Annotated in this window: 3 protein-coding genes; 2 read left to right on the forward strand and 1 reads right to left on the reverse strand. The window is 52.7% G+C overall.

The window, feature by feature from the left end; all coding sequences use genetic code 11:
- Together V2I46_09620 and V2I46_09625 are read left to right on the forward strand one after the other, a co-directional pair.
- Window positions 1-564: NAD-dependent epimerase/dehydratase family protein (locus tag V2I46_09620; protein ID MEE4177756.1), on the forward strand; the 564-nt coding region annotated here is incomplete at its 5' end.
- 260 nt (window positions 565-824) lie between these two features.
- The gene (locus V2I46_09625) at window positions 825-1,001 is read left to right on the forward strand and encodes a hypothetical protein (GenBank protein MEE4177757.1); all 177 of its coding nucleotides are present in this window, start codon (window positions 825-827) and stop codon (window positions 999-1,001) included.
- Window positions 1,002-1,005: 4 nt separating this feature from the next.
- Here the strand turns inward: V2I46_09625 and V2I46_09630 are convergent, their stop codons facing one another.
- Window positions 1,006-2,034: an IS630 family transposase gene (locus V2I46_09630; GenBank protein ID MEE4177758.1), complete on the reverse strand. Its 1,029-nt coding sequence runs from the start codon at window positions 2,032-2,034 to the stop codon at window positions 1,006-1,008.
- Window positions 2,035-2,308: the final 274 nt, after the last annotated feature.

Consider the following 2,308-nt stretch of genomic DNA (forward strand, 5'->3'; position numbering starts at 1 on the left):
GATGAGGGCCATCCTTTTAACTGCCTGAGCATCTACGGCATCCACAAGCTTGCTGGAGAGAAGTACTACCGGTTTTTCCACGACGCCCACGGCCTGGACACGGTCAGCGTCCGCATCACCAACCCTTACGGGCCGCGGCAGCAGATGAAGCACAGCAAATACGGCATTGTCAACTGGTTCATCCGCCTGGCCCTGGAGGGCAAGCCCTTGACGGTGTTCGGGGAAGGCCTGCAAAAGCGGGATTATATTTTCGTGGAAGATCTGGCTGCGGGGATCGTCCGGGCCGCGCTCAGTTCCAAGACCAGCGGGCAGGTGTACAACCTGGGCTCAGGGGTGGGCACCCCGTTCATTGACATGGTAAACCTCATTGCCGAGGTCATTCCCGAGACCGAAGTCCAGCATCTGCCCTGGCCCGAGGACCGTTACCTGGTGGAGACCGGGGATTTTATTGCTGACATCTCCCGCATCCAGGCAGCCACCGGGTGGGCGCCCCAAACCTCTTTGCACGAGGGTGTTGAAGCCACCGTGGCCTATTATCGGCAGCACCGGGCCCAATATTGGTAAGGCCACCCGTGGGGGGATATCCCCTTACAAGCTGTGGCAAAACCTATTTTGGTGTCATCCGGAACCAAGTGAAGGATCTGGAACTCGTTGAAAAGACTAGATTCTTCAGTCGCTACGCTCCCTCAGAATGACAATAAAAATCAAAATAGGAAGTTTTGCAATAGCTGCTAGCGTTTTATAGGGATTTTGGCATATCAGCTCGAGGTGGGATTATCCCTTTCCTGTAAAGGACTTCTATTCTTTTTAGACCTCTTATTTCCATGCGTCGCTCCGTCATTATTACCGGCATCCTCTTGATCATTGTCATGGTGGTGGGTTTTGCCGAATTGATGGCCTACATCAAGGCCCAACATCTCCTCAAGTATGGTATCGGTTTCACCCCCCTTCACCATAAGGAGTCTTATGAGAGTTATTACTCAGAGCGTTTAATTGATTAACTTTTCAGGCTGCATACTGGACGTGTTTCCCCTGGAAGAAATTCGAGACGATGTCCGGTTTACATTGACGGCTGCGGAGGTAGCTCCTGACCTTGCCCATCAACTCCGTTTGGTTGCCAGGACGTTGCCGGCCCAGGGCATTGCTCTTGACATCTTGGTTCAGCAGTTCATCCGGGTTGAGCTCCGGGCTGTAACTGGGGAGAAAAACCAAGCGAATCCGCGCTTCATTTTCCTTGACCCAGTTCTGCACCCGGAGGGAGCGATGCACCGGATGACGGTCAACAATGAGATAAACCCGGCGATCACTCTGGCGGAGCAGACGCCGGAGAAACTCCAGAAACACTTGGGCAGTGAAGCGCTTCTTGAACACCATGAAGTTTAAACGCCCCTGATTGGTAATGGCGGAAATCATGTTGCAGCCGAAACGCTGGCCGGTGGCCAGGATCACCGGTGTCTGACCTTTGAGGCCATAGGAGCGTCCCACGGCATGATCGGACCTGAGCCCCATTTCATCCCCCCAGTAAATCTGGGCCTGTTCCCGCTGGGCTTGCCGGCGGATGGTGGGGTATTCGTGCTCCAGCCACTGCTGCACCTGCTCGGGGTTTTGTTCCCAGGCCCGCCTCGCCGGTTTTTGCGGGGTAAAGCCCCAGCGCTTCAGGTAACGACCCACGGTCCAGACCGACAAGCGCACGCCAAAGCGCCGTTTGATGAGCAAGGCCACCGCCTCCCGGGTCCACAGGAAAAAAGGCAACTTGAGTTGCTCAGGATGATGATCCATGACCGCCTTGGCAATGTGGGCCGCCTGCCAGGGCAGCAGTTTCCCCCCGCTGGGACGGCCTTTCTTTTTGGCCTTGAGAGCTTCCTTTCCCTGAAGTCGGTAGGCTTTCACCCAGCGACAGATGGTGTGGCGGGTCACCCCCACCATCTGGGCAACTTCTTTTTGTTTGGCGCCCTCCAGGACCGCCTTCACCGCCATGCGGCGTAAATGCTCTTGTGCTGAAGGAGATAAGGACCGGGCATCGATCTTTTCCATGCATTATTTATAGCATAAGTCCATACAAAAGTTGAGCTATTTTATGCACTGAGTAATAATTAGCATACTATTGTCATGAGAAAATGTAAAAAATATATCAAATTTCTGATGTTTCCACACTCCAACAATTACTTTTTCATGAATTCGTTGCAAGTAGGAAACAGTAAAAAAAAGACAAAGGGTCGATAAGAATAGAGGTGTGATCATTATAACTTGTCTCCTCTTACAACTTGAAAAGCCGTTCAGTAGCGCCCTATAGTTGAATCAAGTAAGA

Origin of the sequence: Bacteroides sp. (assembly GCA_036351255.1) — a bacterium.
In the GTDB taxonomy this organism is placed as follows: Bacteria; Bacteroidota; Bacteroidia; order Bacteroidales; family UBA7960; genus UBA7960.

Bases quoted from the DNA above. Each gene is read 5' to 3' on its own strand.
- V2I46_09625 (MEE4177757.1), top strand. From the start codon at position 825: ATGCGTCGCTCCGTCATTATTACCGGCATCCTCTTGATCATTGTCATG.
- V2I46_09630 (MEE4177758.1), bottom strand. From the start codon at position 2,034: ATGGAAAAGATCGATGCCCGGTCCTTATCTCCTTCAGCACAAGAGCAT.